Source organism: Acinetobacter kookii, from assembly GCF_900096895.1.
Lineage (GTDB): Bacteria > Pseudomonadota > Gammaproteobacteria > Pseudomonadales > Moraxellaceae > Acinetobacter > Acinetobacter kookii.
Genome location: NZ_FMYO01000001.1, coordinates 416642 through 437659, shown reverse-complemented (window position 1 = coordinate 437659; position 21018 = coordinate 416642). Strand labels below are relative to the sequence as shown.

Annotated in this window: 19 protein-coding genes and 1 pseudogene; 14 read left to right on the top strand and 6 right to left on the bottom strand. The window is 43.9% G+C overall.

Annotation, left to right across the window (positions count from 1 at the left end; genetic code table 11):
• Positions 1-2 precede the first annotated feature (2 nt).
• Together BLP85_RS02190 and BLP85_RS02185 are read left to right on the top strand one after the other, a co-directional pair.
• Complete coding sequence (locus BLP85_RS02190; protein ID WP_092818503.1) at positions 3-2249, top strand: bifunctional prephenate dehydrogenase/3-phosphoshikimate 1-carboxyvinyltransferase; 2247 nt, start codon at positions 3-5, stop codon at positions 2247-2249.
• Positions 2250-2358: 109 nt separating this feature from the next.
• Positions 2359-2736 (top strand): hypothetical protein, encoded by a 378-nt coding sequence (locus tag BLP85_RS02185; RefSeq protein WP_092818502.1) that lies wholly within the window; start codon positions 2359-2361, stop codon positions 2734-2736.
• Positions 2737-2847: 111 nt separating this feature from the next.
• On the opposite strand, the gene BLP85_RS02180 is transcribed toward BLP85_RS02185, so the two are convergent.
• On the bottom strand, positions 2848-3480 hold the full coding sequence (locus tag BLP85_RS02180) for an alpha/beta hydrolase (protein WP_092818501.1): 633 nt from the start codon (positions 3478-3480) through the stop codon (positions 2848-2850).
• Positions 3481-3603: 123 nt separating this feature from the next.
• On the opposite strand from BLP85_RS02180, the gene yaaA reads away from it, so the two are divergent.
• The 5 genes from yaaA (at position 3604) to BLP85_RS02155 (ending at position 7983) form a co-directional block, all read left to right on the top strand.
• On the top strand, positions 3604-4386 hold the full coding sequence (yaaA, locus tag BLP85_RS02175) for a peroxide stress protein YaaA (protein WP_092818500.1): 783 nt from the start codon (positions 3604-3606) through the stop codon (positions 4384-4386).
• Positions 4387-4527: 141 nt separating this feature from the next.
• Positions 4528-4761: a hypothetical protein gene (locus BLP85_RS02170; protein WP_092818499.1), complete on the top strand. Its 234-nt coding sequence runs from the start codon at positions 4528-4530 to the stop codon at positions 4759-4761.
• Positions 4762-5137: 376 nt separating this feature from the next.
• Positions 5138-6460 carry an NCS2 family permease gene (locus BLP85_RS02165; RefSeq protein ID WP_092818498.1) on the top strand — a complete coding sequence of 441 codons (1323 nt, stop codon included), beginning with the start codon at positions 5138-5140 and terminating at the stop codon, positions 6458-6460.
• A gap of 76 nt (positions 6461-6536) precedes the next feature.
• Positions 6537-7538, top strand: a complete 1002-nt coding sequence (locus BLP85_RS02160) for an adenosine deaminase (RefSeq protein WP_092818497.1) — start codon at positions 6537-6539, stop codon at positions 7536-7538.
• An 85-nt stretch (positions 7539-7623) separates the two neighbouring features.
• Entirely contained in the window at positions 7624-7983 is a 360-nt protein-coding gene (locus BLP85_RS02155; protein ID WP_228143238.1) for a hypothetical protein, read from the top strand.
• A 78-nt stretch (positions 7984-8061) separates the two neighbouring features.
• Here BLP85_RS02155 and BLP85_RS02150 read toward each other — a convergent pair whose 3' ends face one another.
• Positions 8062-8616, bottom strand: a complete 555-nt coding sequence (locus tag BLP85_RS02150) for a cytochrome b (RefSeq protein ID WP_092818496.1) — start codon at positions 8614-8616, stop codon at positions 8062-8064.
• Positions 8617-8847: 231 nt separating this feature from the next.
• Here BLP85_RS02150 and BLP85_RS02140 point away from each other — a divergent pair, with 231 nt between their 5' ends.
• Both BLP85_RS02140 and rnhB read left to right on the top strand, forming a co-directional pair.
• On the top strand, positions 8848-9234 hold the full coding sequence (locus BLP85_RS02140) for a hypothetical protein (RefSeq protein ID WP_092818494.1): 387 nt from the start codon (positions 8848-8850) through the stop codon (positions 9232-9234).
• A gap of 71 nt (positions 9235-9305) precedes the next feature.
• Complete coding sequence (gene rnhB, locus BLP85_RS02135; RefSeq protein ID WP_092818493.1) at positions 9306-9884, top strand: ribonuclease HII; 579 nt, start codon at positions 9306-9308, stop codon at positions 9882-9884.
• Between the two features lie 60 nt (positions 9885-9944).
• On the opposite strand, the gene csrA is transcribed toward rnhB, so the two are convergent.
• The 3 genes from csrA to alaS all read right to left on the bottom strand — a co-directional run bounded on the left by csrA (position 9945) and on the right by alaS (position 14496).
• Positions 9945-10208, bottom strand: a complete 264-nt coding sequence (csrA, locus tag BLP85_RS02130; protein WP_092818492.1) for a carbon storage regulator CsrA — start codon at positions 10206-10208, stop codon at positions 9945-9947.
• 248 nt (positions 10209-10456) lie between these two features.
• Positions 10457-11737, bottom strand: a complete 1281-nt coding sequence (locus tag BLP85_RS02125; RefSeq protein WP_092818491.1) for an aspartate kinase — start codon at positions 11735-11737, stop codon at positions 10457-10459.
• Positions 11738-11802: 65 nt separating this feature from the next.
• Positions 11803-14496 (bottom strand): alanine--tRNA ligase, encoded by a 2694-nt coding sequence (gene alaS / locus BLP85_RS02120; protein ID WP_171259619.1) that lies wholly within the window; start codon positions 14494-14496, stop codon positions 11803-11805.
• Between the two features lie 432 nt (positions 14497-14928).
• On the opposite strand from alaS, the gene BLP85_RS02115 reads away from it, so the two are divergent.
• Positions 14929-15957, top strand: coding sequence for a type I glyceraldehyde-3-phosphate dehydrogenase (locus tag BLP85_RS02115; RefSeq protein WP_092818489.1), 1029 nt, complete (start codon positions 14929-14931; stop codon positions 15955-15957).
• Positions 15958-16356: 399 nt separating this feature from the next.
• Positions 16357-16671, top strand: coding sequence for a hypothetical protein (locus BLP85_RS02110; RefSeq protein ID WP_092818952.1), 315 nt, complete (start codon positions 16357-16359; stop codon positions 16669-16671).
• Between the two features lie 22 nt (positions 16672-16693).
• On the opposite strand, the pseudogene BLP85_RS15025 reads toward BLP85_RS02110, so the two are convergent.
• A pseudogene (locus BLP85_RS15025) lies at positions 16694-16960 on the bottom strand (AzlD family protein).
• Positions 16961-16984: 24 nt separating this feature from the next.
• On the opposite strand from BLP85_RS15025, the gene BLP85_RS02100 reads away from it, so the two are divergent.
• From BLP85_RS02100 to BLP85_RS02090, 3 genes are all read left to right on the top strand, one after another.
• The gene (locus tag BLP85_RS02100) at positions 16985-17962 is read left to right on the top strand and encodes an alpha/beta fold hydrolase (RefSeq protein WP_092818488.1); all 978 of its coding nucleotides are present in this window, start codon (positions 16985-16987) and stop codon (positions 17960-17962) included.
• A 345-nt stretch (positions 17963-18307) separates the two neighbouring features.
• Entirely contained in the window at positions 18308-19474 is a 1167-nt protein-coding gene (locus BLP85_RS02095) for an ATP phosphoribosyltransferase regulatory subunit (RefSeq protein ID WP_092818487.1), read from the top strand.
• A 70-nt stretch (positions 19475-19544) separates the two neighbouring features.
• The gene (locus tag BLP85_RS02090) at positions 19545-20864 is read left to right on the top strand and encodes an adenylosuccinate synthase (RefSeq protein WP_092818486.1); all 1320 of its coding nucleotides are present in this window, start codon (positions 19545-19547) and stop codon (positions 20862-20864) included.
• Positions 20865-21018: the final 154 nt, after the last annotated feature.

Genomic DNA, 21018 nt, shown 5'->3' with positions numbered 1-21018 from the left:
CCATGTCTCAGCCACTGTTTGAAAAAGTTGCCTTTATTGGACTTGGGCTGATTGGCTCAAGTCTGGCGCGTGTCATCATTGCTGAAAAACTGGCAAAACAGATTGTTGCCTCTACACGTTCACAAAAAACGCTGGAAGATGCAAAGGCGCTTGGTCTGATTCAAGAGGGCTATAGCAATCCTGTAGACGCAGTGCAAGGTGCAGATCTGGTGGTTTTGGCTTTGCCTGTGCGGGCGACACAAAAGGTGTTAGAAACCATCAAGCCTTATCTGTCAGACAACACCATCATTACCGATGTGGGCAGTACCAAAGGCAATGTGGTGGATGCAGCCAAAGCCGTATATGGTGAAAACCTGCCGGCAGGTTTTGTTCCGGGTCATCCGATTGCAGGCGCCGAACATACTGGCGTGCATGCGGGTAAGGTCGATTTGTTTGCCAATCACAAAGTCATTTTGACACCGTTGCCAAGCAGTGCCGACTGGGCTGTGGATAAACTGGTTCAACTGTGGCAAGCTGCCAGGGCAGAAGTGATTTGCATGGATGTGGACAAGCACGATGAAGTGCTGGCGCATACCAGCCATCTTCCGCATTTGATGGCTTTTAACCTGGTTGAGCAACTGGCCAACCGGGAAGATAATCTGGATATTTTCCGTTATGCCGCAGGAGGCTTCCGCGATTTTTCGCGCATTGCCGCCAGCGATCCGCAAATGTGGCATGATATCTTTTTTGCCAATAAAAAAGCTATCTTAAATGCAGTAGATGGATTTGAACAACAACTGGCGCAAATCCGAAAGCTGATCGAAAATGAAGATTCCCAAGCGTTGATGGGCTTGCTTGGGCATGCTCAAGCTGCTCGACAACACTTCAATCATATGCTCGCTAAAAAACCTTTGATGGAGAACGATAAAGTGACACAACAATTTACCATTTTGCCGGGTGATAAGACATTTAAAGGTAAATTTACCGTGCCAGGTGACAAATCTGTGTCACACCGCTCCATCATGTTTGGTGCGATTGCTGAAGGCACGACCCATGTCACCGGTTTCCTGGAAGGTGAAGATGCCTTGGCAACGCTGCAAGCCTTTCGCGATATGGGCGTGAGCATTGAAGGGCCTAAAAATGGTGAAGTGACCATTCATGGCGTAGGCATGCATGGCTTGAAAGCACCTGCAAGTGCCTTATACATGGGCAACTCGGGGACTTCCATGCGTCTGCTTTCCGGTATGCTCTGTGCCCAGAAGTTTGATTCAGTCATGACCGGTGATGCATCATTATCAAAGCGTCCAATGGAGCGTATTGCCAAACCGCTTCGTGAAATGGGTGCGCAGATTCAGACTACAGGTGAGCGTGGTACGCCACCGGTATCTATTACCGGTAATCAGGCACTTAAAGGAATTCACTACGACTTGCCAATGGCTTCAGCTCAGGTGAAATCAGGTATTTTACTGGCAGGACTCTGGGCAGAAGGTGAAACTGTAGTCACTGAACCAGAACCGACCCGTGACCACTCGGAACGTATGCTGCGTGCCTTTGGTTATGAGGTGAAAACTGAAGGCAACCGTATTTCACTGCAAGGTGGCGGCAAATTGGTCGGTACTGACATTCAGGTTCCATCCGATATTTCATCTGCTGCATTCTTTATGGTGGGTGCTGCCATTACTGAAGGTTCCGATGTCACTTTGGAAGCGGTAGGGATTAACCCGACGCGTACCGGTGTGATTGAAATCCTGAAACAGATGGGTGCAGATTTAACGGTTGAAAATGAACGTATTGCAGGCGGTGAACCGATTGCCGACATTCGTATTCGCGGCACGCGCACCTTAAAAGGTATTCACATGCCGGAAGATCAGGTGCCATTGGCGATTGATGAATTCCCAGCCTTATTTATTGCTGCTGCCTGTGCAGAGGGTCAAACCATTTTGACCGGTGCTGCCGAGCTTCGCGTAAAAGAATCCGACCGTATTCAGGTGATGGCAGATGGCTTGAAAACCATGGGCATTGACTGCACGCCAACCGATGATGGCATCATCATTGAAGGTAAGGGTAAGTCTGGTGACTGGTCTGCAATTTTCACAGGCGGTGAAATTGAATCACATCATGACCACCGTATCGCCATGAGTTTTTCCATGGCGGGCTTGCGTACTTCCAGCGAAATTAAAATTGTCGGTACTGAAACCGTGGCAACCAGTTTCCCAACTTTCACTGAATTGGCTAACCAGGCAGGTCTGGCGATTCAGGTCAGTGAATAATTAGTCTAATTTTGTGTATTTGTTAAATAACAGCCAAGCTTTTGCTTGGCTGTTTTGCTTTTATTGCTTATGCTAAAACCATACAACAAGAAAGCCTTTGGATACACAGATGAGAAAATTACAATTTACTGCAAACTGTGAAAAGCATAGTCATGTGTCACAGCAACCGAATGACTGTCATGTGACTCAGGAATATGTTGCGGACTTATTGTCTAAAGAACTGGGTCAATACGGTTTTCAGACCTTGTCGCAAAGTGGTGATCAGGTTGCGGTAAGTGTAGACAATCAATCCTTGCCATTATCGGTCACCTGCCAGAGTCGTGATGCAGAAGGGCACCTGGTCTGTGAGATTACTTCTTACCCAGCTGAAGATCAGGATTGGCTAGACCGTATTACGGAACAGAGTTTATTGAATCAATTGGCCCAAGCAGTAGAAAACACTTTAAAAGAAGATGAATCTTTTAGCGGCTTTACATGGAAAGGTTAAATATTTATTTTGACCACATGGATAAACCAAGAGGAGGGCTAAGCCTCCTCTTTTATTTGAAGCCATGCAGAAACCCTATATAAATGGATGCTCTATGCTGTTATTGTGAGTTTATTCATCTACAAGAAAACGGGAGATAGCCACCCGTAATTGCTTTAAATATCCAGTAAAAAAATGATTCGCGCCGGGCAAGATGGTGAGTAAATGTCGCTGCGGTTTGGCCCATTCAATCAAGTCGGACAACAAGGTCACTTCGTCAGCTTCACCATGCAGGAACAGAATATCTCCTTTAATCTGTGGGGTGACGTAATGACGCACACCTGCAACTGTCGCAGTAGGTAGTCCACATAAAATCAACTGTTTGGGTTTAATTTCATCGGGCAAGGCATGAAAACACTTTGCCATGACATGGGCACCAAAGCTAAAGCCCCCAGCATAAAAAGGCAGGCTAATATGCTTGCAGCGAATCTGTTGAATAATTTCTAGAATATCATCGGTTTCGCCATGGCCTTTATCGTGTTCACCCGTACTCTGGCCAGAACCACGGAAACTTGGGCGATAAACCATACAGCCACGCTCAAGAAACATCTGCGCAAGCAACGCTGGAACTTTATGCTGGGGCGTTCCGCCTTGTAAGGGGTGAGGATGACATACAAGCGCGAATCCTTTCACTTCACCCTGTGGATAATCAACAAAAACTTCCAGCTGACCTGCAGGACCCTGAAGGAAAATTTGTTCGGACATGTAAAACCGACTCATGACAGAAGAATCGGTTATTTTAGCGCTAAGACCCAGTAAAAACACACATTGGCAATAACACAACGCTACTGTTATAGTCTGTTTAATTGTTTTTTGAACAGGTTATTCATGCTCGCCTTAATTTCTCCTGCCAAGACTTTAGATTACGAATCTGTACTTCCAACCGATGCACATACACTGCCAAGATTGCTGAAACATTCACAAGAACTTATAAATGTGAGTCGTCATCTTTCTGCGACCGAGATTGCTAATTTAATGAGTGTGAGTGAAAAAATCGCCAATTTAAATGTCGAGCGTTTTAATGACTGGCAACCGGAATTCAATTTTTCTAATGCACGACAGGCTTTATTTGCCTTTAAAGGGGATGTGTATACCGGACTGGATGCCTATGCGCTGAATGAGCAGCATATTGCATATGCACAGCAGCATTTGCGTTTGCTGTCCGGACTGTATGGCCTGTTACGTCCTCTGGATTTGATGATGCCTTATCGCCTGGAAATGGGAACCAAGCTCAAAAATCCACGTGGTCAGCATCTTTATGATTTTTGGGACAATATCATTACCGATTTGATTAACCAGGATTTAGCCGAGGTGCATTCAGATCTATTGGTGAATCTTGCTTCGGATGAATATTACAAGTCAGTCAAACCAGGCAAAATTAAAGCCGAGATCATTAAGCCGGTTTTTCTGGACCAGAAAAATGGCAAATACAAGGTGATTAGTTTTTATGCAAAAAAAGCACGTGGATTAATGGCACGTTTTATCATTGAAAACCAGGCAAAACGTGCTGAGGACTTAAAATCATTTAATATGGATGGTTACTATTTTGATGCGGACAGTTCGCTAAAAGGTGAGCTGGTCTTTAAGCGTGACGAGCAGCAAGCCGCTTAAATGAGAGAATAACGAGGTAAAAATCCCGATAAATTTCGGGATTTTTATTGCTCAAAAATAAACAGGATTTTGAAATATTTTATCATTATATTTTAGTGTGCGTTTGTTAACATCATGAGAAATGATGAACAATAAAAAATTATGATGAAAAAATTATTAGTTTCCACCCTTATTTTTGCTGTGGTTTTACTGGGATATGGGGTTTATCACGACAATCAAATGAAAAAAAGACAGGAAATGGATCAATTGATTCAGGATGCTCATCAATCTTTGAAAACTGTAGAAGCGAATCCAAATAATATGGTTCTAGAACCGCTAGAAACTGAGAAAATCTCTTCTGCAGGGCCTTTACATGTGAAATCTAGCCAGTTTTAGTACTCGGATTTTTACTATAGGTTTGAAAAATATTGTTATCTTATTGAATATTAATTCAAAATAAATTTTAAAAACAATAAAAAAGCATTGTGTTATAATTTGCCAAGATTTTAATTGAATCATTATATGTATATTGTAAGTATTTGATTTATTTTATCTATGTAGGCTGCATAAAAGTTATGCGGCTTTTTTGTTTACAATTTTTGTGATCCGGTTGTATCGAACTGAATGAAAAATTGTGCAAAATATTTGTTTTTAAAAGGAAATTTTTAAATATTCGTTGCCTGGCATCTATAAACTTAATGGTGATTTGAGAAACGGATCATTAATTTTGTAGCGTGCTGACGGCATAAAGTTTACTTACAGGGGTAAAGTCATGACGACTCCTAATCCATCTTCAGAGCATATGCTTGAACGCTTATTTAAGCTGAGTGAAAACAAAACCAGTTTTCGCACAGAAGTTCTTGCAGGTGTAACCACTTTCTTAACCATGTGTTACATCATTATTGTCAATCCAATGATTTTATCCGAAACCGGCATGGATCATGGGGCTGTCTTTGTTGCAACCTGTCTCGCAGCCGCAATTGGCTGTCTGGTTATGGGACTGATTGCGAATTATCCGATTGCACTTGCGCCTGGTATGGGCCTGAATGCTTACTTTACCTATTCTGTGTGTATGGGCATGGGTGTACCTTGGCAAACTGCACTGGCTGCTGTATTTGTCTCGGGTCTGGTATTTATTGCAATCAGTATGTTTAAAATCCGTGAAGCCATTGTCAATGCCATTCCCATGTCGCTGAAATTTGCGATAGGCGGGGGGATTGGCTTATTCCTGGCACTGATTGCATTAAAGAATTCAGGCATTATTGTCGATAATCCTGCTACTCTTGTCGGCTTGGGTGACTTGAAACAACCGACGGTATTGCTGACCTTGCTTGGCTTCCTGATGATTGTGGTGATGCATCACTTTAAAGTCCGTGGGGCAATCATTATCAGTATTCTGGTGATTACCGCGATTGCTACGGCAATGGGACTGAACGAGTTTAAAGGTGTTGTAGGGGCCATTCCATCGATTGCTCCAACTTTCCTGCAAATGGACTTTGAAGGCTTGTTCACAGCCAGCCTGATTGGTGTCATCTTTGTATTTTTCCTGGTCGACCTGTTTGACTCGACGGGTACGCTGGTGGGGGTTTCACATCGTGCGGGCCTGTTAAAAGATGGCAAATTACCACGTTTGAAAAAAGCACTGTTTGCTGACTCGACCGCAATTGTGGCGGGTGCGGCATTGGGTACTTCATCAACTACGCCTTATATCGAATCGTCTGCGGGCGTTGCGGCTGGTGGCCGTACCGGTTTGACTGCTGTGGTTGTTGCCGTGTTGTTCGTGCTGTGCTTATTCCTGGCACCTTTGGCGCAATCGGTTCCAGGTTTTGCTACTGCACCTGCATTATTATTTGTAGGTGTGTTAATGATTCAGGGTATCGTCAACATTGAATGGGATGATATTACGGAAGCTGTTCCTGCTTTTTTAACCATCGTATGCATGCCATTTACCTATTCAATTGCCGATGGTATCGCGATGGGCTTTATCAGCTATGCATTAATCAAGCTCTTCACAGGTAAAGCGAAAACTGTGCCTTATATGGTCTGGATTGTTGCGGCACTTTGGGCATTGAAATTTGCTGTATTTGGCGGCTAATTCACCCCATTCAGAATAGGGTGTAAACTCGGTTTGCACCCTTTTTTATTTTTGAAAAATTTTATAAGGATAAGATATGAATCAACTTGAGCTTATTCAAGCCCTGCCAAAGGCAGAGTTACACGTCCATATTGAAGGGACTTTCGAGCCTGAGCTGATGTTCGAGATTGCTCAACGCAATCATATTGATATTCCGTATAAATCTGTTGAGGAAGTAAAACAGGCTTATAACTTTCATAATCTGCAATCTTTTTTGGATATTTATTATGCAGGTGCGAATGTCCTGATCCATGAACAGGACTTCTATGATCTGGCCTGGGCATATTTTGAAAAATGTGCTGAAGACCATGTGGTTCATACCGAAATGTTCTTCGATCCGCAGACTCATACCGATCGTGGCATTGCTTTTGCAACGGTGATTCAGGGCTTAAAACGTGCCTGTGATGATGCACAAAGCAAATTGGGTATCAGCTCGCATTTGATCATGTGTTTCTTGCGCCATTTAAGTGAAGAAGCGGCATTTCAAACTCTGGAACAGGCTTTACCTTTTAAAGAGCAAATTATTGCAGTAGGGCTGGACTCGAGTGAAGTGGGACATCCACCATCTAAATTTGAACGTGTGTTTGCCAAAGCGCGAGAAGAAGGCTTTTTGGTGGTGGCACATGCTGGCGAAGAAGGTCCGGCTGAATATGTCTGGGAAGCACTGGATTTGCTGAGAGTGAACCGGATTGACCATGGTGTGCGTTCAGAAGAAGATCCAATGCTGATGCAGCGTTTGATTGCAGAGAAAATGCCTTTAACCGTATGTCCTTTAAGTAATTTAAAACTCTGTGTGGTAGATGATATGGCTCAGCACAATATCCGCCGTTTATTGCAAAAGGGCGTGCATGTAACAGTCAATTCAGATGATCCATCCTATTTTGGCGGTTATATGAATGATAATTTCATTGCAATTACCAAAGCTTTAAACCTGTCAAATGATGAGTTGAAGCAATTGGCAAAAAATTCGTTTGAAGCCTCCTTTATTCCTGCTGCTGAAAAGCAGAAATGGGCGAAGGAAATTGATACTTTAGCATAATTGAGCATCTTGACAGATGTTTCTGATTCAGCGGATTCATGTATGGGGCTGCTGAATAATCACGGGTTAAATATTAGGGTCGAATGTGAAAAAGAGTTTTTGCTGGCTATTTGCTGTCGCTTTGCTGGCTGGTTCTGTACCGGTTTTTGCAACGGATAAAAATTCTACTTTCACCCAGAAGATGTTGAAACCGGTGATCGAGCAAGGCTGTAAAAGTGAATTAAATGCTTCAAAAGTCTGGCAATCCTCAGCCTTGTTTATGAGTTCAGGGCAGCAAACTACAGCACAAAAACAAATTTGTGGTTGCGTTGGTGAGCATGCATTGCAGGATATCTCGGCCAAAGAACTGGCTATGGCATCGATGAATGAATCTGCAAAGAATAGTCTGATTAAACAGGCGGTGATCAATAGCGTAAAAGGCTGTGCCCAAGATGCTTTGAAATAGCTTAGCCTGATAAATTGCACAATAAAAATGCCGCATCCGTGATACACTAGTGCGGCTTTTTTATGGTAACAACATTGATTATTTTGCTTGTCGGGTCATGCTGCGCAAGATGTTATCTTTATCAATGAAATGATGTTTTAATGCCGCGGCAATATGACCGATGACAAGTAAGCCTGCAAACCAGGACAAATAAATGTGTACAGGTTTCACGATGGCTAAAAGATCGGGATCGTCCTGAACCAAACGTGGAATTTCGAATAAATATAATACAGGTGCCGGATGTCCCGCACTCCAGCTAAATAGACAGCCGGTAATGGGTAGGGCAAGTAACATGAGATATAAAGCGAAATGGCCCAGATGTGCAAAAGTTTTCATGAGCGGTGACATGCTGTCGGGTAGCGCTGGAACAGGGTGGGTATAGCGCCAGAATATGCGAATCATAACCAGGAAAAGAATGGTGGTGGCGATGTTCTTATGTAAGGTAATGACCTGACCTTTAAAGCTGCCATCGACATCATAACTTAGAAAATTTCCGCTATAAAAGCCAATGCACCATGCCGCAATAAAAATAGCAGCCATGAGCCAATGCAGCATTTGTGCCGTACGCGTATAGTATTGTGAGGTATTTTTCATGTTATACCCATGTATCCATATATCATTCTTAATTCTGGGTATGCTAATCAAAAAGCCCATATTTGAAAATGATGGATATGGAACGAAGCGTGTGCTTCTTGCAACACTGAGTGTATGCAGGTTTTTTAAGCAGATCATCCGAGTGTGGAAAATTCAATTGAAATATAGATTTCTTCCTGAGGAAAGTTTCGGCAAAATATGCTCAACAGATTTTAGACTCAAGGATTAACTGTGAAAAAAATAATTGCTGTCCTGGTACCTCTTGCTTTGGCTTTAACTGCTTGTGTGTCAACGAATACCACAACCGGCACAGCGCCTACAACACAATCGGCAACTCAACAACTTGGTATGACTGCAATTAAAATTGCAATTAATGCAAAATGTACCACCGAGTTGAATGCTATTCCGGCATGGCAAAATGCAACCAAGTTAATGACCGCAACTCAAAAGCAAAATATTCAGACCGAAATTTGTGGTTGTGTCAGTGAAAAAGCACCGCAAAACGTAACGGCAGTAGATTTGGCGACAGCTGCAATTGATCCGGCTGCACGTAATACTATTGTTTCAAATGCAGTGACTAAAACCATTAATGCTTGTGTTGCTGAAGCAATGAACTAATACAGCTTTAATTCATGTTAAAATTAAAGAGGCTGATGTGATTCAGCCTCTTTTTTGTAGGTAAAGCATTGATGAAAATTGCGGGTGTAGATGAAGCGGGGCGTGGCCCTCTGGTGGGTTCGGTGGTTGCGGCTGCAGTTATTTTAGATCCCAATAATCCGATAGAAGGTTTAAATGATTCTAAAAAACTCACTGAAAAAAAGCGTGAAAAATTATTCATAGAAATTCAGGAGAAAGCCTTGGCCTGGGCCATTGCTGAAGCCAGCCATGAAGAAATAGACCAGATCAATATTCTACAGGCCTCTTTATTGGCTATGCGCCGGGCTGTAGAGGCTTTGCAGCTTCAGCCAGAACATGTGCTGGTCGATGGCAATAAAGTTCCGCAAGGCTTAAGCATGAGCTGTGATGCGGTGGTCGGTGGGGATGCACTGCATGCAGAAATTTCAGCGGCCAGTATTTTGGCAAAAGTGACACGTGACCGTGAGATGGTGGTACTGGATCAGCAATATCCGCATTTTGGTTTTGCCAAACATAAGGGTTATCCAACCAAAGCCCATTTTGAGGCAATTGCTGAGCATGGCGTTATTGATCAGCATCGTCGTAGTTATGCACCAGTTAAAAAGGCGTTGGCCTTGCTGGAAAAAAAATAAGCAGCAGATAAATTTAAAGCGGCTATATAGCCGCTTTATATTAGAACAACCTTTAACGGTTTAACGATTAAAGTCGTTCTGGATATTTTGTGGGAAATTATCTTCTTCAAAAGAAGGTTGATAATCCTGATCCAGGTGCTGCAGATGTTCATGCATAGCGCGTTCATGTTGAATTCGTTGGTAAATTTCTTCACGATGAACAGATACTTCTTTTGGAGCATTTACGCCAATACGAACCTGGTTACCTTTTACGCCAAGCACAGTGACACTGACTTGGTCCCCAATCATTAATGTTTCACCGACACGTCGGGTTAGAATCAGCATGTTTATCTCCTTGCAAAACGCTAAACGTGCAATTGATTTTAAAAGTTAAAAACACAACCTTAGTACCATAGAAATATTATCAGAACGCTCTGTCAAAAAGCTGACACAAAATAATTCTGTTAATATTTTCAAAATCCTCGGTTACAAATATAACAGAGCCACTATAAAAAAAACTATAGTGGCTCTGTTCTTTTTGTAGTATTTCGCAAATTCTGTCCAACAATGACCAGATTTGTTACTTTACATATTTAAGCACGTGCGCTTGATTCACCAGATTCACGGTCTAAACCGAAAGCAGTGTGAAGAGTACGCACAGCAAGCTCTAAATAATTTTCTTCAATGATCACTGAAATTTTAATTTCTGAAGTTGAAATCATTAAGATGTTGATGCCTTCTTCAGCTAGAGCAGTAAACATTTTGCTTGCCACGCCAGCATGTGAGCGCATGCCTACACCCACGATCGATACTTTAACGATGTCTGAACGGGTCGCAACTTCACGTGCACCAATTTCTTTCGCAGTTTGCTCCAGAATTGCTTTTGCTTTAGCAAACTCGCCACGGTTGACCGTGAAAGTGAAGTCGGTGGTGCCGTCTTCTTCCACATTCTGGATGATCATGTCGACTTCAATATTCGCTGCACCGATTGGTGCCAGGATTTTGGATGCGATGCCAGGCAGATCAGGCACGCCCAAGATAGTCAATTTTGCTTCGTCACGGTTAAACGCGATACCAGAGATAATTGGCTGTTCCATGTTGTCTTCCAATTCAGTAGTAATAAGAGTTCCGACGTTGTTTTTGAAGTCTTCGTCAAATGCGCCATCATCGTCGTTATCGAAGCTTGATAATACGCGTAAAGGCACTTGGTATTTGCCGGCAAATTCAACTGAACGGATTTGCAGGACTTTCGAACCAAGTGATGCCATTTCCAGCATTTCTTCAAAAGAAATACGATCAACTTTTTTCGCTTTTGGTGCAACGCGTGGGTCAGTGGTATAAACGCCATCTACGTCTGTATAAATCTGGCATTCATCTGCTTTAAGTGCAGCTGCAAGTGCCACGCCAGAGGTATCTGAACCACCACGACCTAAAGTTGTTGTATTACCCAATTCATCAAAGCCCTGGAAACCGGCAACCACAAGTACGCGGCCTGCATCCAGGTTTTCAGTTAATACATCAGTATCAATAGATTCAATGCGGGCTTTGTTGAATGCGCTGTCGGTTTTAATGCCAACCTGGCGGCCAGTCAGTGATTTTGCTTCTACTCCAATTGAGTTGAGCGCCATCGCTAACATAGAAATCGTAACCTGTTCACCCGTAGACACCATCTGGTCTAATTCGCGTGGATCAGGGGTTTCGGTAATGGCCTTCGCTAAAGCAAGCAGGCGATTGGTTTCGCCACTCATTGCTGATACAACCACCACCACCTTGTGGCCGTGATCATGCCAGCGCTTTACACGACGAGCAACATTTAAAATGCGCTCGGGAGTACCCATAGAGGTACCGCCATATTTTTGAACGATTAATGCCATAGTTGTTCCATATAAACCATGACCCTGATTTTCCGGTCAGGGTCAGTTACACAAAAGGTGAAGTTTTATTTTGCTTCAAGCCAAGCAGTCAAATCTGCCATCACTGTCGCAAACTTCTCGTTAAGTGGCGCGCCACCTTGTGCCAAGTCAGGTTTGCCACCACCTTTACCACCCAGCTCGGTTGCCAAGTGTTTGATGATGTCACCTGCTTTAATGTTTGCAGTAAAGTCTTTTGCTACAGAAGCGAGAAGGCTGACCTTATCACCTTCTACAGCCGCAAGTACAATCACTGCATTGTCTAATTTAGATTTTACACCATCGTGCAGGTTGCGAAGCGATTTCGCATCCATGTTTTGCACAGTGGTAATCAATGTTTGACGACCAGCCACAGTTTGAACTTGGCTTAAAAGTTCAGCTGCCTGGAAGTTTGCCAATTTCTGGTTGAGCTGTTCAATCTGTTTTTGCAGGCTGGATGCTGTATCTGCCAGCGCTTCAACTTTCTCAATGGTTTGTTCTTTTTGTGCTTTTAACAGACCGTTGATGGTGTTGATATCACGGTCGGCTTTTTGAACCACTTCAACCGCTTTTGTGCCCGTTACCGCTTCGATACGACGTACACCTGCCGCTACACCACCTTCAGAAGTGATTTTAAACAGACCGATGTCACCGGTACGTTTCACGTGAATACCGCCACACAGTTCGATCGAGAAGTTTTTATCTTCAATGATTGAACCCATGGAAAGTACACGAACTTCATCGCCATATTTTTCACCGAACAGCATCATTGCACCTTTTGCTTTGGCAGATTCGATGTCGAGAAGCTCGGTAGAAACGGCGGTGTTGGCAATCACTTCACGGTTAACAAGACGCTCAACTTCCTGCAGTTGTTCGAATGAAACAGGTTGGTCATTGGCAAAGTCAAAACGTAAAATGTCAGATGCAACCAGTGAACCTTTTTGCTGTACATGAGAACCCAACACTTGACGAAGGGCAGCATGCAACAGGTGTGTTGCAGAGTGGTTGCGTGCAGTTGCTTCACGGATGTCTGCTTTAACAATTGCTTCAACAGATTGAGCGGCTTTTAAGCTACCCATAGTCACGATACCTTGGTGTACGAATGCACCACCAGATTTCTTGGTATCCTGAACTTCGAAGATGCCGGTATCGTTTTTGAAGATACCTGTATCGCCAATCTGACCGCCGCTTTCTGCATAGAAAGGTGTCTGGTTCAATACGATCAGTGCTTCATCGCCTTCAACCACTTCGTCAACCTGTTCACCATCTTTATAGATTGCAACAATCTGGCCTTGAGCTTGAGTGGCTTTATAACCTTCGAACTGGGTTTCACCTTCAACTTTTACAATGCTGTTGTAGTCGATGGCGAATTTACCTGCATCACGTGCACGTTGACGTTGTGCTGCCATTTCAACTTCAAAGCCGGCTTCATCAATCGTGAGGTCGCGTTCACGTGCGATGTCAGCGGTTAAGTCAGTCGGGAAGCCGTAAGTATCATAAAGTCTGAAAACGGTTTCGCCTGGAATCACTGAACCTTTCAGTTGAGCCAATTCGCCTTCAAGCAATTTCAGACCTTGCTCTAAAGTTTTCGCGAATTGTTCTTCTTCTTTCAATAATTGTGCTTCGATACGTGCCTGGTTAGCCGCAAGTTCAGGGTATGCGGCACCCATTGCTTCGATTAAAGGTTGCAACATTTTGTGGAAGAATGAACCGGTTGCACCTAACTTGTTACCGTGACGCACTGCACGACGGATGATGCGACGCAGCACATAACCACGGCCTTCATTCGACGGGTTTACGCCATCTGCAATCAGGAAGCAGCATGAACGGGCATGGTCGGCAACCACTTTAAGGGAAGCAGGATAGTCAACAGGTTTGTTTGCTGCTTTTGCGGCAGCTTCAATTTCAGTGGTATCGAGGCCAATGATTTCAGCCGCAGCTTTTAACAAGTGCTGGAACAGGTCAATTTCGTAGTTTGAGTTAACGTGTTGCAATACCGCAGAAATACGTTCCAAGCCCATGCCAGTATCGACAGATGGTGCTGGAAGAGGGTGGAGCACGCCATCCGCAGTACGGTTGAACTGCATGAATACGTTGTTCCAGATCTCGATGAAACGGTCGCCATCTTCTTCAGGTGTGCCTGGCAGGCCACCCCAAATATGATCGCCATGGTCAAAGAAGATTTCAGAACAAGGACCACAAGGACCGGTATCACCCATTGCCCAGAAGTTGTCCGATGCGTATTGACCGCCTTTGTTGTCGCCAATACGGATGATGCGAGATGCATCTAAACCAATTTCTTTGTTCCAGATGTCGAAAGCTTCGTCATCGGTATGGTAAACAGTGGCATAGAGTTTGTCTTTTGGTAAGCCTAACCATTTCTCATTGGTCAAAAAATCCCAGGCAAATTTGATTGCATCACGCTTGAAATAATCACCAAAAGAGAAGTTGCCTAACATTTCAAAGAATGTGTGGTGACGTGCGGTATAACCGACGTTGTCCAGGTCGTTGTGTTTACCGCCTGCGCGTACACATTTTTGTGATGACACTGCACGCACATAATCACGTTTTTCAAGACCCAGGAAGCAGTCTTTAAACTGGTTCATCCCAGCGTTTGTGAATAATAATGTTGGGTCGTTGGCAGGAACCAGAGAACTCGACGCGACACGTGTATGCCCTTGCGATTCAAAATAGCTTAAAAAAGCTTCGCGAATTTCAGCTGATGTCATAAAACGAGTACTCACAACCAAGTCACTCCATAAATCTTGTATTTGGCTAATAGCATGTCAAGCAAGTCTTACTTTTATAAAGCTGGCTTGAGATACTGGCTTAAAATTTTAAAACGCTAAAGTATAACGGAAAAAGCCGCATGCACCAATCACTTTAAGGTGAATTAATCACAATTCTATTTAAGCGGTATTTGGCTTTCTGGCCTTCAATTGATCAGCTGAATTCTGCTTTAGGTATAGGATATAAAGTAAATGAAAAGTGAAGTAAATATTTTGCCGCAGCCTTCTCTGAATAAATTTTGAGGCAAAATAAGCTTAAAAGCAGCAGGATGAAACCCTTGCAGCGAGATTTTTCATGCATAGAACAGCAGAAATGGTATCGGTATCTGATTAAAATCCATTAACATAGAGCTGTGTTTACATCTACCCAAGAGTTAAGGATATCTGATGCAACGAGTAGCCATTAATGGTTTCGGGCGAATTGGTCGCAATGTATTACGGGCTTGGTTTGAAAATCCTAAGGATTTTCATTTTGATATCGTGGCCATTAACGATATTGCAGATGTAGAAACACTGGTGCATTTGTTTAAATACGACACCACCCATGGCCGCTTTAAGGGCAAGGTTGAAGTGCTTTTGCAGGATGAACAGATTTTTTTGCACATTTCTGCAGGTCTGGCGCAATTAAAGGTACAGGTGTTTTCTCAGCAACAGCCTGAAAGCCTGCCTTGGAAGGATTTAAATATTGATGTGGTGCTGGAATGTACCGGTTTATTCCGTTCGCGTGCAGCAGCCACAGGGCATATTCACGCAGGGGCAAAACGGGTCATTATTGGTGCTGCGCCTTTTGATACGGTGGATGCGGCCATTGTGTATGGGGTCAACCATCACGAAGTCAAAGCCACAGACCAGATTATTTCCAGTGTATCCTGCACCACACAGGCCTTGGTGCCTTTGGTTAAAATTATTGATGATGCTTTTGGCATTGATACGGCATTGATGACAGAAATTCATGCAGTGACGGCAGATCAGTCGGTGCTGGATCATGCCCACCGCGATTTACGCCGTGCCCGTGCTTCGGGACACAATATTATTCCAACCACATCTTCGGCGCTGGGGGCATTAAAACGGGTGATGCCAAAAATGGCAGAGCGTATAGATGGCTATTCCATACGCGTGCCGACCATTAATGTAGCTGCCATTGACCTCACTTTTGTTGCGCAGTCGCATGTCACAGCACATAAAATCAATGAGATCCTGATCAAGTCAGCACGTCAGGATTATGCGGAAATTATGGATGTTACCGATGAACCGGTGGTTTCCTCAGACTTTAACCATTCGCCTTATTCACTCATCGTGGATTTAAGCCAAACCATGGTGGTGGGACATCAGGCCAAAGTCTTTGCCTGGTATGACAATGAATGGGGCTATGCGAATCGCTTGCTGGACCTCTGCGAATCCTTTACCCATAAATAGTGGGCCTTGTTTAAAAGAGAGTGCAAGATGGATTTTCCATCTTGCTGCTTTTGAAAGGCATGAAGTTTTATAGCGTATGGGGGTAAATAATGCGACCTGTAACTCAATTATTATCAATTTGTTCGAATGGTTTATTAATTCTTGAGTAAAGGTGTTGGCTTCAGTAGGATGAATAGGCTGCCATGAAGTTACATTTTATTTGATGATTTAGCATTGGCAGTGAATTGCCGACCCGAAGTCGACTTATAATGATGCTTATAATAAATATAAATCTAAGCACGGTTAATTTTATAATCATTTTTCGATTACTATATGAAAATTATAAGCTTTTGAAATTTAATCCTATCGATTCATGACACAGAGCAGTCATCAATCAATAACACGAGCAGCGTACCTATGTTGATATTTATCTGGGGATTTATTTTCCTTTTAGCCATAGCAGTAATTTTTTTGATTTGGGCACAATTTACCAATCAAGGTGCTGCCCTCGGTGAAATTCAATTGAATCAACAATTGGAAACAAAAGTGATTCATCTGGAAGAAAACCTTAAAAAAACCCTGGAAATTATGCAGGACCTGGCGAAGAAAATGCATATTCAGCAAGAGGTAATTGATAAGACCACGACTAAACTGAGTCAGGTGGAATCCCAAAATGCCGAATTGATTGGACTATTGGCAAAAACGGTTCATTCAACCGACAAAACCTCACTTTAATTTAAAAATTTAAAGGTACGCTTTATGCCCGTAGCATTCTTAAAACTGCTGTGGATGCCACACTTATGGCCAGCGTAGGTGAGAAAGAAAAACGTGATGCTGCCAGCAGGATAATGACAATAGCAATCATATTCGCGGGGTTGTCTTTGACAAAATATGTTGCAATGACTGAGTTCAGCACGCTGCCGGGCACAACTTCTATAATTTGGGATTGCTTATTGCTGAGTGTTTTATTTTTGAGTCAAACATAGCGCAGGATACGTGTCAGATAGATATTACAGAACAGCATAGGTTCACCTGAAAAGAAAGCAACATGACTGTACCTTCTTATCGCCGGGTCGAAGCAAATGGCATACGCTTGAATCTGATAGAAAAAGGTCAGGGCCCGCTGGTCCTGTTCTGCCACGGATTTCCAGAAACTTCCCATGTATGGCGTAACCAGTTGTCCGCACTAGCCGCTGCAGGCTACCGTACTGTCGCACCTGACCTCCGTGGTTATGGGGGTAGCGACCGGCCAGAGGCAGTCGGCGCGTATACGGTGCTGCAAGTGATCGGTGACATGGTCGCTCTTATGGATGCGCTTGGAGAGAAGCAAGCCGTCATTGTTGGAGGGGACTGGGGTGCGATGATAGCTTGGCAAGCAGCACTTATCCGGCCAGACCGATTTCGTGCGGTCACGGCACTGGGCGTGCCTATGATGGGACGTGCACCCATGCTACCCAGCAAGCTTTTCCCACAAACTTCCGATGCCTGGTTCTACACACATTACTTTGCATCACCGGGGCTTGCGGAGCATGAGCTGGAAGCCAATGTTGCTGCAACCCTGCGAAAAATATACTTTGCCGCTTCAGGGGATGCAGGCCCGCGTGATGATCCGAAAACACCGAATCCGTTTGGAATGGTTCCTCGCTCTGGCGGACTGCTCGCCATGCTGCCTGACCCTCAAACCCTACCAGCTTGGCTTGGTCCCGACGATTTTACCTTATTTGTGCGCTCATTCGAGCAAAGTGGCTTTCGCGGCGGCCTGAATTACTACCGCAACCTAGACCAAAACTGGGAATCAGAAGCTGCTTTTCAAGGCTTGCATGTTAATGTGTCCGCCATGTATCTCGTGGGTGAGCGAGATACCGGACTCGCCATTCCTGGGATGAAAGACATCATCAAGGCAATGCCGTCTTTAGTGCCTCAGCTCCAAATATCTCAAGTCATCCCAAAGGCTGGTCATTGGCTTCAGCAAGAAGCGCCCGATGTGGTCAATGCTCTACTTCTGGGTTTTCTTGATTCCCTCTAAAAAGACTTCGAGCGCGAGGTGGTGGTTAGCGTTCCCCATATAACATGAAGGTTCATCACAAGCATGGAGAGTGACCAGTTATATTGCAAAACAGAGGGCATTTCTGATGTTAATCCAGGCAAAATAACGTGATCCCTGTGCCTGGAGTGGTTAACTTATATTTGATTTTAAAGTCGCGAGATAGAATCAAAGTATAAAAATTATTTAATTGGCAATGAATCACATCTTTTCTGCAAAAGTCTGATGCACAGTAAAGATGATCGTGCTAGACTAGGAGAAATCGGGTGTGCTCCCGATTTTTTTATGCGGATTACTTCCGCGCTGACAAGTATTTAGGTTTACAACATGCCCATTTCAGAGACATGGTTATTACCTGATGGTGTAGCTGATGTATTACCAGAACAAGCGCAAGTAATAGAAGCTTTGCGCCGTGAAGCATTGGATTTCCTCGCATCTCGAGGTTATCAGCTGGTGTACACGCCATTTATCGAATACATCGAATCTCTTTCTTCTCTTTCAGAATCGAATCAAGATTTAGACTTAGCCACTTTTAAAGTCATCGACCAGCTTTCTGGCCGTTTGCTGGGTGTGCGTGCCGATATGACACCGCAAGTGGCCCGTATCGATGCGCATGTATATCCGGTCGAAGGTGTAGCGCGTTATTGCTACGCTGGCACGGTTTTACACACCAAGCCTCAAGGTTTTAATACCACGCGTGCACCGCTGCAACTGGGTGCGGAACTTTTTGGTTCAGACAGTATTGATGCTGACGTCGAAATGATTGACGTGATGCTCAACTTATTGAAAACAGCAAGCTTTGCGGATGGCATCCATCTGGATTTAGGTCATGTGGGCTTGTTCCGCAGTCTGGTTAAACACGCTGGTTTAACCAAGGCGGAAGAAAATCAGCTTTCGGATCTTTACCAGCGCAAAGCCTTGCCTGAACTGGCTGAATTTACCCAAGATTTAAAATTCGGTGCAGATTTTTACACACTCGGTCGTTTTTCAAGTGATTTGGATGCTTTAGAAGCCAACCTCAGTGCTGAAATTATTGCAGACCCGGCATTTAAACAGGCATTTGATGCAGTAAAAACGACCCGATCTGAAATTCAGGCACGTTGGCCAGACTTGCATATTGGTATTGATGTTGTAGAACTTCGTTCATATCACTACCACACCGGTTTAATGTATGCCGTCTATGCGCCAAACCGTGCAGCACCGCTGGCTCAAGGTGGTCGTTATGACGGTATTGGCGAACACTTTGGACGCGCGCGCCCGGCAACTGGCTTCTCTTGTGACTTATATGCACTCAGTGCAGGTCAGTTCAAACAGGTTCAAAAAGTTGTTGCACCGAAAGGTACAGATAAAGCATTGCTTGATGCAATCGCTGCTCTGCGTGCACAAGGCTTAAGTGTGATTCAGTTATTAGGTAATGATGATTTAAACTCGATTCCGTTTGCGACTCACCAGTTGGTGAACAAGGCGGGTGAGTGGACAGTCGAACCGATTTAATCGCAGAACTGGATGTTCATGTCATTCAGTTGTGTTTTCTATTTTAACAGCATGATGCAATGAGGCTATTATGGGCAAGAATGTTGTGGTACTCGGTACCCAATGGGGCGACGAAGGTAAAGGCAAAATCGTCGACCTGCTCACAGATCAAGCGGCAGCGGTCGTTCGTTATCAAGGCGGACACAACGCAGGTCATACTCTTGTGGTTGGTGGTAAGAAAACTGTATTACACCTCATTCCATCTGGTATTTTACGTGAAAACGTACTGTGCTTAATTGGTAACGGTGTTGTACTTTCACCGGAAGCGCTGATTAAAGAGATGGATATTCTTGAAAAAGAAGGCGTGCCAGTACGTGAACGTTTACGTATTTCTCCAAACTGTCCATTAATCCTTCCAAACCATATTGCACTTGACCAAGCGCGTGAGAAAAAACGTGGCAATGCAAAAATTGGTACAACTGGCCGTGGTATTGGTCCCGCTTACGAAGATAAAGTTGCACGTCGTGCAATTCGTGTTGCTGACCTGGTACGTGGTGGTGAACATCTTAAAGCTCAACTTACCGAGCTTCTTGAATACCACAACTTCCAGTTGACTCAATTCTACGGTGTAGAAGCGATTAATCTTGAAGATGTACTTACTCTTTGCGACCAATGGCGTGAAGTTGTTGCTCCATTAGTTGTGGACGTAACAGGTGAACTTCATAAATACCGTAAAAACGGTGATAACATCATGTTTGAAGGCGCTCAAGGTTCACTTCTTGACGTTGACCATGGTACATATCCGTATGTAACGTCTTCAAACACGACTGCTGGTGGCGTAAGTTCTGGTTCTGGTCTTGGTCCATTGCACCTTGACTATGTATTGGGTATCACTAAAGCCTATACAACACGTGTAGGTGCTGGTCCATTCCCAACTGAACTTGTTTACGATGCTGCGAACGATGTTGGTGATGCAATCGGTAAACACTTGGGTACTGTAGGTTCAGAATTTGGTGCGTCTACTGGCCGTCAACGTCGTTGTGGTTGGTTCGATGCTGAAATTCTTCGCCGTTCAGTAGAAGTAAACTCACTTTCTGGTATCTGCTTGACTAAACTTGACGTTCTTGACGGTTTAGAAGAAGTGAAAATCTGTGTCGGTTACGAAGCTGCTGATTCTGGTTGCGTAGGTTCTTCTGATGCGCTTGCATTCGAAACTTTAAAGCCAATCTACGAAACCATGCCAGGCTGGTCTGAGTCTACTTTTGGTGCTAAATCAATTGATCAGTTACCAGAAGCTGCACTTAACTACGTAAAACGTCTTGAGCAATTGATTGAATGTCCAATCGACATCATTTCAACTGGTCCAGACCGTGAAGAAACAATTATTCTTCGCCATCCATTCGAAGCTTAATCTGCCAAGAATCAGGACGTATAAAAAGCCCCGCAATTGTGGGGCTTTTTTGTGCCCGTTTTATTTAGAAAATATATCTACGACCAGTATGCAGACTGTTTTGCCAGACTAAAGTTGCATCTAGGCATACTGTTTAATTCACTTGCACTTGCTA

Excerpts from the sequence above, each read along its gene's own strand:
- BLP85_RS02190 (WP_092818503.1), top strand. The coding sequence starts at position 3 with ATGTCTCAGCCACTGTTTGAAAAAGTTGCCTTTATTGGACTTGGGCTG.
- BLP85_RS02185 (WP_092818502.1), top strand. The coding sequence starts at position 2,359 with ATGAGAAAATTACAATTTACTGCAAACTGTGAAAAGCATAGTCATGTG.
- BLP85_RS02180 (WP_092818501.1), bottom strand. The coding sequence starts at position 3,480 with ATGTCCGAACAAATTTTCCTTCAGGGTCCTGCAGGTCAGCTGGAAGTT.
- yaaA (WP_092818500.1), top strand. The coding sequence starts at position 3,604 with ATGCTCGCCTTAATTTCTCCTGCCAAGACTTTAGATTACGAATCTGTA.
- BLP85_RS02170 (WP_092818499.1), top strand. The coding sequence starts at position 4,528 with ATGATGAAAAAATTATTAGTTTCCACCCTTATTTTTGCTGTGGTTTTA.
- BLP85_RS02165 (WP_092818498.1), top strand. The coding sequence starts at position 5,138 with ATGACGACTCCTAATCCATCTTCAGAGCATATGCTTGAACGCTTATTT.
- BLP85_RS02160 (WP_092818497.1), top strand. The coding sequence starts at position 6,537 with ATGAATCAACTTGAGCTTATTCAAGCCCTGCCAAAGGCAGAGTTACAC.
- BLP85_RS02150 (WP_092818496.1), bottom strand. The coding sequence starts at position 8,616 with ATGAAAAATACCTCACAATACTATACGCGTACGGCACAAATGCTGCAT.
- rnhB (WP_092818493.1), top strand. The coding sequence starts at position 9,306 with ATGAAAATTGCGGGTGTAGATGAAGCGGGGCGTGGCCCTCTGGTGGGT.
- csrA (WP_092818492.1), bottom strand. The coding sequence starts at position 10,208 with ATGCTGATTCTAACCCGACGTGTCGGTGAAACATTAATGATTGGGGAC.
- BLP85_RS02125 (WP_092818491.1), bottom strand. The coding sequence starts at position 11,737 with ATGGCATTAATCGTTCAAAAATATGGCGGTACCTCTATGGGTACTCCC.
- BLP85_RS02115 (WP_092818489.1), top strand. The coding sequence starts at position 14,929 with ATGCAACGAGTAGCCATTAATGGTTTCGGGCGAATTGGTCGCAATGTA.
- BLP85_RS02100 (WP_092818488.1), top strand. The coding sequence starts at position 16,985 with ATGACTGTACCTTCTTATCGCCGGGTCGAAGCAAATGGCATACGCTTG.
- BLP85_RS02095 (WP_092818487.1), top strand. The coding sequence starts at position 18,308 with ATGCCCATTTCAGAGACATGGTTATTACCTGATGGTGTAGCTGATGTA.
- BLP85_RS02090 (WP_092818486.1), top strand. The coding sequence starts at position 19,545 with ATGGGCAAGAATGTTGTGGTACTCGGTACCCAATGGGGCGACGAAGGT.